Here is a 7487-nt window from a genome sequence, read left to right as displayed (position 1 = left end):
CCTTGAAGCCAAGAACTACGTTGGCTCCAGCCGTAACAGTTCCTAACTGCCAACGTAGACTGTTCGGTAATTGCGCCTCACTGCCTCCGGTGCCGGTGATACTGCCTGAGACATAGGTAGTATACTCAGGGATGGGATCGGTGACAACCACATCCTTAGCCGGGGCATTGCCTATGTTCCGGATAGTAATGGTATAACTAATCACCTCACCTGGATTGCCGTAACCATCGTTATTAGTATCCTCAAGGGAAGACCCCTTTGAGCTTGAAGAGAGATCAGGCTCGCCAAGCGGCACAGGAGGAGGCGGAGGAATGGGTGTATCCGGATTATCGTCTTCCTTGACTCTGGCATAGTTGCTTACCTTGGTGGCGCCGGGTGGAAGAGGATCGTTTATCCTGACCTTAAAGCCAAGAACTACGTTGGCTCCCGCCGTAACCGTTCCTAACTGCCAGCGTAGACTGTCCGGTAATTGCGCCTCACTGCCTCCGATGCCAGTGATACTGCCGGAGACATAAGTAGTATACTCTGGGATGGGATCGGTGACAACCACATCCTTAGCCGGGGCATCACCTGTGTTCCGGATAGTAATAGTATAAGTAATTACCTCACCTGGATTGCCGTAACCATCGTTATTAGTATCCTCAAGGGAAGACTCCTTTGAACTTGAGGTAAGATCAGGATTACCACTTGATATGGTGGCGGTATCGGTCGAGACATCAGCCGCATCCTGTGGATCAGTGTAGCCGGCCGTAATGGCATCTCCTTGATTTACCTTCAGGGTGCCGTCATTGTCATTTCCTCCCTGAGTAAGGCTATTCGGCAGACTCCTCCTGAAGACGCCCGGCGTAGATGTTTCGCTCACGGTGATGACTTCATTATCTCCGGTAGTTGGGTCACTCACCGTCACCTGAAGGCTGCCAACGCCGGCTTTATCTTCATCAATCAGCTCAAGGTAGATGGTGTCATTGTAAGGATAAATGGCTGCATCCTGATTCTGGTCATCGACAAACCTCAAGGTGCTGGGGGTAGCGCTCGATATAGCTGCTGCATCGGTCGAGACATCGCCTGGATCCTGCGGATCAGTGTAGCTGGCCGTAATAGGATCACCCCGCTTTACCTTCAGAATGCCGTCATTGTCATTTCCTCCCTGAGTAAGGCTATTCGGCAGACTCCTCCTGAAGACGCCCGGCGTAGATGTTTCGTTCACGGTGATGACTTCATTATCTCCGGTAGTTGGGTCACTCACCGTCACCTGAAGGCTGCCAACCCCGGCTTTATCTTCATCACTCAATTCAAGGTAGATGGTGTCGTTGTAAGGGTAGACATCTTCATCCTGATATTGGGCATCGGTAAAGCGAAGTTGACTCAGGGTTCCAATAATGGTGGTCTGAACTTCATTGGAAGAAACAACAATATCTACTTCACGGGTGGTAATAAGGGCTAAATTAGTGATTCGTTCTCCTGAGGCAGCGCTGCCATCTGTTTTTACTTGAAAGGTAGGTGATTTAATCCCTCCCGGGCTGATGGTGCTGTAGGTTATCTTAAGATGAGTCACCTGAGGATCAGTTGAACCGGAAGGGGTATAATTCCAGCTTGCTCCATCATTATTTGAATATTTAACCGAGTCCCCATTAGCCGTGACACTTCCAACGACAAAGGCGGTTTTCTCCGGGATTTCATCCTCAATAGTAACATCGTGGGCATCGGTTGTTCCAGTATTTTGATAGCTAATGGTATAAGTAAGGACTTCCCTGGATAAGGCTTCGGATTTATCCACCTCTTTCCAGGGCTGAGGACCAATCATAAGCACCCGGTGATTATTGGCATCAGTCACAAGGGTATAGCCATTTTTCAGACGTTCTGCTCCGTAAGGGTTAAAAAGCGGTGTGGGATATTCCCACAGGATCACGGCGGGATTATCCGGATTTATCTCCACCACGCGGTTATTATTCCGGTCACAAATCATCATATGACCATTGTCCAGGATGTCGGCATCCATCGGGTCCCATAAGCGGACTCCGCCTACGATCTTCCATTCTCTGACAATAGCCTTATCTGTTTTTCTCACCTCAATGATCCGGTCATTTTCATCCAGAGAGCCTATTACCCCCCGCTCAGTAATAAGGTAACTACCCCGGTCGGACAAATAGTCAGCATCGACTGGCATGACCAGTTGATCATATTCCCAGACGATATTTCGGCTTTGATCTACTTCTATCACCCGGTGACCACTTCCGGCGTCGGTAATCAGATAATTCCCATTAGGCAGCTTATCGGCGTCAGTTGGTCTATAAAGCTGATTGGCACCACCTCCCGAAACACCAGGGGTTCCATACTGCCAGACAACACTCCTGGCCGCATCATGGGTCACCTCGACCACATAATAACCATAAGCAAAGCCAAGACCAATACCGACCTCGTCAGTATGACTGGTAATCAAGATATTACCATTGGAAAGTTCTTCCGTATCATAGACATACCCTATACCAGGATAATCCCAGACCAGACTGTTTGCCGTAAAATTTGGATAATCAGAGACCTTGACTTCAATGGCCCTGTTATTCCAGGTTTCTCCAATGAGTATATTTCCATTTTGAAGAAGAGTGGAAGAATGGGGGTAAGTAAGCTGATTAGGACCATACCCCGGTCCCTGGCCTCCATACTGCCAGAGGATAACATCCTGGGCTAAGGCGAATTGAGCCAGAGAGATCAGGAGCACCAGAAGAAGGCTTATTAAATTCCTTTTGGAAAAAGTAGACATTTTTTACCCCCCTTAAAGTTATTGGATATGGTCGAATTTTTTCTCTTATGATCTAATCGGCGGCTTCTTGGAACTCTTAGTCGGCGGGGATCTCCCCCACCACGCCCTCCACCAGCCAATCGAAGGACAGCTTCTCCTCGTCGGTCATAGTCACACCGGCAGCCACCCGCTCTGCGCCGGTGTTGTCGTTAATTGGTCCCACAAATACGTCGAACTTGCCGCTGATGATGTCCTGCTTCTTCTTCTCGACCAATCTCTTAACGCCTTTGGGCACGAAATCAGCGATGGGGGCCATCTTCAGGAGGCCCTCCTTCAGCCCCCACCACACCGGCGTATTATTCCAGGTACCGTTCTTCACGTCCTCAACGACCTTCTGGTAGAAGATACCCCAATTCCAGATAGGCGCGGTCAGCAGGGCGTCGGGAGCCGCATCAGGCACATAGGCGTTATAGCCGACCACATAAATGCCATTCTCCTGGGCCACTTTGTCCGGTTCGGTAGAGTCGCTCTCGCGGGCGATGACGTCAACCCCCAGGTCGAGCAGATCCTGGGCTGCCTGGCGCTCCTTGGCAGGATCTACCCAGGTAAAGATCCACACCGGATGGACCTCAATATTGGAATTCACCGACTGCACCCCCAGGGTAAAGGCGTTCATGTTACGGACGACCTCCGGAATAGGATAGGGGGCAATATAGCCCAGGATATTGTTCTCGGTCATACTGCCGGCCACAATACCGGCCAGATACCAGCCCTGATAGCCCCGGCCGTCGTAGGCGCCCACATTATTGGCCGTTTTATAACCGGTGCAATGCTCAAAAGTAATATCAGGGTACTCAGCCGCTACCTCAATGACCGAGTCCATATAGCCGAAGCTGGTAGCGAAAATAATGTCGTAGCCTTCCGCCGCGTAGTCACGGATGACCTGTGTGGCCTCAGGACCCTCGGCCACCAGCTCGCGGTAAGCCGTCTCTACTCCTAACTCCTCCAGAGAGAGCCGGCCCTGGTCGTGGGCGTAGGTCCATCCGAGGTCGCTCGCAGGCCCCACGTAGATAAAGGCTGCCTTGATTGTTACAGGGGGGGCCGTTGGCGGATCCGTCTTGTCCGAACAACCGCTTAGAAATAAAGCGACCACCACACCCAATGTCAGAAGAACGAACAGAGGTTTTGCCATTTTCCTCCTCCTTCTAATAAAAAAGATGTAACCGTTCATCACATGATGCTGGATGCTCGATGCTCGATCCTCGATGCTGGTAAAGGATCAAGTATCCAAAATCGAGCATCGAGCATCGAGTTTGTGCCTTAGTGGCTGAACGCTTACTAAAAAAGATGTAACCGTTCAGCACATGATGCTCGATGCTCGATGCTGGATCCTCGATGCTCGATCCTCGATGCTGGTAAAGGATCAAGTATCCAGAATCGAGCATCGAGCATCGAGTTTGTGCCTTAGTAGCTGAACGCTTACTAAAAAAGATAACCTCAATAAGTCTCCTCTCAATAAATCGGGGTAACCAGGTGATCGGTTATCGGTAAGGAGTAACCAGTAATCAGTGGTTACCGATTACCGATCACTGACTTTCGCCGAAATATGGAGAAGATGCCTCAATGATTCAGATAACCGGCTAACTAAAGCTCTTGATTTCGATTGGGATCGGACCAATAAGTTGATCGAGATAAGATCTTACGGATTCCTGAAAAATATCGAGAGCGTCTTGCACACTATATCTGAAATCCTTGTGGATATGCTCATATTGCGTGTGGACACGAGCAAAGAGTTCCTGAGCACAAGCAGCAATTTCCGCCATGCGGCTGCTTTGCGCCTTGGCGAAAATAGATACCTTTTCCTTGAAGGCGTTAAATTCGATCTCTAAATACTGCTTGAAATTATCCACGGCGATCTGTTGGCTGGTGACCTTTTCGAAATGATAGCCCATGATAGCCAGACGAACTGCCTCTGGGAAAACCCTGGGATGGTCTTTAATAATCTTCGCTAAAAATCGCAAGTAAGCCGGGCCTTGTCTGGAAAAAAGCTGTCGTTTAATTGACCTGGCTAAAGCCATTAGCTCAGTTTTGCCCACACCTCTTACATTATTCTCTATTGGTTTTAGGTGCTTTAGAAATACCAGGCAACGCTCAAAATAGTTTTTCAGGCCTGGATCGTAGAGTGTCGAAAGAACCCGCTTATATCCCTCAATAAGGGTTTGTCGATCCATCTCCGGCTTAAAGTTCAAGTCTATACTGACGTTATTGCCGGTAGATTCTTCCAGCATTCGACCTTCCCTTTGGAGGCGGTCATATAGATCTGTCCCCTTCAAGGCGGTTAAGAGGCCGACCATGGCCAAGGGGATGCCGGCTTCCTGGATAAATTGGATCTGGGCATCAAAAACATCTTCCCGATCGCCATCCAGCCCTAAAATAAAGCCGGCACATACTTCCAGCCCTTTCTTTTGAATCTTCCGAACCGCATTAAGGAGATAGTTGTCTGCTCCCTTTTTCGTGTTCTGGCTTTTGTTCGTTTTTAACAAAGCCTCCGGGTTTGGTGTTTCTATCCCCAGGAAGGCCATGTTAAAACCCGCTTCGACCATGGCATCCATTAATGGTTCCATCTCAGCAAGGTTCACACTTGCTTCGGTGTAAAGATAAAAAGGATAATTCCTCTCTTTCTGCCACCTGGCGACTTCAGGTAATAACTGCATGGCCTTTTTTTTATTTCCGATAAAGTTATCGTCAACCAAAAACAGCGGCCCCCGCCAACCCGCCTCATAAAGGACATTAAACTCAGCTAAAACCTGTCCATTTGTTTTGGTGCGAGGGATTCGGCCAAGCAGCTTGGTGATGTCACAAAATTCACAATTGAAAGGACAGCCCCGAGAAAATTGAAGGGCCATAGATCCGTAATTACGGACATCGATGAGATCATATCGCGGCAAGGGAGTCCTGGTAATATCCGGCCTCTTCGAGGAGCGATAGACATGTTTAGCTGCGCCGTTTTTCAGGTCTTGTAAAAATTCAGCGAAAATATCTTCAACCTCGTTTAAGACAAAGTGATCCACGCCTTCAATCTCTTCGTAAAATGAGGTGGGATGAGGCCCGCCGGCGATAATAGGCACACCAGCCCTATTACACCGGCTAATAACCTCTTGTAGTGAATTCTTTTGGACAATCATGGTAGAGGTAAAAACGAAATCCGCCCAAGCCAGGTCTGCATCACTCAAAGGGGTGACATTCATATCCACCAGTTTGAGTTGATATTCTTGGGGGAACATCCCGGCCACCGTCAACAAACCGAGCGGTGGCATGGACGATTTTTTCCCCACAAAATCCAAGGCGAAATTGTACCCCCAATAGGAGGGGGGAAATTCCGGATAAACTAAAAGGGCATTAGGCATATTAACTTATCTCCAATCTGTTTTTTTTTCGATGCTCGAGCATCGAGCATCATGTGATGAACGGTTACAATTATTTTATCCGTGCTAATCGGTGTTAATCCGTGGCTGAATAGTTACTTGAGATTTTTATTTCGTATCCGTACTTATCGCCGCAGTATCTGCTACTTCCATACTGACGGGTATGGCCACTTCCAGATAAATGAAGCCTTCCCTCTTCCCTAATTCAGAAGTGGTCTTCAGGCTTAAGGTAGCGGTAGCGGTCTGATCCGGCTCAATATCCCGAGAAGAGAACTGAACCTCTGCCCCGGGTAAAGTAGTCACACTATTGGATAAGCTTATGGTTGAGGAGCCATTGTTTTTGATCTTAAACTGAGCGCTTAAGGTATCCAGAGGGGCTACCTGGCCGAAATCCTTTTCGGCCGGGATAATGGTTATCCCTTCTCCCCCGGGAAAGGGGGTAATATAGCCTGAAATAGAGATATCTGACTGGGGACTCTTAGGGTCATTGCTTTCCACCGTTATTTTTTCATTGATGATTCCCTTAGCTATTTTAGGTTGACAGGTCATTTCGAGTCGATCAGTGTTTCCCGGGGGAATGGTAATAGTCAGGGTATCCGTGGCCGCCGTACAGTTTATCCCCCCCTCTATCTTACTGATAATGAGATCTCTCCCGCCCTCATTTTTCAGGGTAAGATGTTTTATCTTGACCGAGTCCGGACCCAAGACCCCTACATCCCAGGAAGAAGGGATAATTTGGAGCCTGGGCCCGCGGTGAGCAACCGAACCAGTTATGGTAAGCGTTGCTTGAGGCTGCTCAGGATCGTTGGAATAGACCGTCACTGTCTTATGCACACTTTGTCCGGCCCGATTTTGGGAATTAAAGCTTACATTAATAGTAGTGGTATCTCCTGGTGCTACCTCCCGTTCTTGCGGTAGAGCGGCCGTACAACCACAGGAAGTTTGAACCCGCTCTAAGACAAGCTGACTGCCGCCGGTATTTTTAACCACAAAATTATAAGTGGGCATATCACCTTCTTCAATAGAGCCAAAATCATGGCTTGATTCAGGAAAGGTGATCTGAGGAGGGGGCAACGCAGGGGTAACGGGAGTAGTTTCTTGAGCATAACTCAAGGCAACAAAGATGGTTGAGAAAATAGTGGCTGAAAGAAAAAGTGATCGGTACATTATGAAACTTACCTCCTTATCAAGAAAATTTGGGATGGTTCACCTTACTGTGAAAGCTTGCGGCTAAATTAGAAACCCGTTTTTTCCGAAAAAACGGGTTTCTGATCTCGTGTAACCCGAGTAGGTTGCCCCGAATTATTGAGGAAGATACGAAG

4 protein-coding genes are annotated in these 7487 nt (G+C 48.4%); all 4 read right to left on the bottom strand.

The window, feature by feature from the left end; all coding sequences use genetic code 11:
* A partial coding sequence (locus tag AB1797_05670) for a hypothetical protein (protein MEW5767104.1) occupies positions 1–2761 on the bottom strand: 2761 nt, incomplete at its 3' end.
* A 76-nt stretch (positions 2762–2837) separates the two neighbouring features.
* Positions 2838–3932: a BMP family ABC transporter substrate-binding protein gene (locus AB1797_05665; protein MEW5767103.1), complete on the bottom strand. Its 1095-nt coding sequence runs from the start codon at positions 3930–3932 to the stop codon at positions 2838–2840.
* A 448-nt stretch (positions 3933–4380) separates the two neighbouring features.
* Positions 4381–6147 (bottom strand): B12-binding domain-containing radical SAM protein, encoded by a 1767-nt coding sequence (locus tag AB1797_05660; GenBank protein MEW5767102.1) that lies wholly within the window; start codon positions 6145–6147, stop codon positions 4381–4383.
* Positions 6148–6273: 126 nt separating this feature from the next.
* The gene (locus tag AB1797_05655) at positions 6274–7332 is read right to left on the bottom strand and encodes a DUF1573 domain-containing protein (protein ID MEW5767101.1); all 1059 of its coding nucleotides are present in this window, start codon (positions 7330–7332) and stop codon (positions 6274–6276) included.
* Positions 7333–7487 lie beyond the last annotated feature (155 nt).

The organism is bacterium (assembly GCA_040753085.1).
In the GTDB taxonomy this organism is placed as follows: domain Bacteria; phylum UBA9089; class JASEGY01; order JASEGY01; family JASEGY01; genus JASEGY01.
This window is presented reverse-complemented; position numbering and strand designations above follow the sequence as displayed.

What these genes read in the sequence shown, in the direction of transcription:
- AB1797_05665 (MEW5767103.1), bottom strand. Translation starts at nt 3,932, where the DNA reads ATGGCAAAACCTCTGTTCGTTCTTCTGACATTGGGTGTGGTGGTCGCT.
- AB1797_05660 (MEW5767102.1), bottom strand. Translation starts at nt 6,147, where the DNA reads ATGCCTAATGCCCTTTTAGTTTATCCGGAATTTCCCCCCTCCTATTGG.
- AB1797_05655 (MEW5767101.1), bottom strand. Translation starts at nt 7,332, where the DNA reads ATGTACCGATCACTTTTTCTTTCAGCCACTATTTTCTCAACCATCTTT.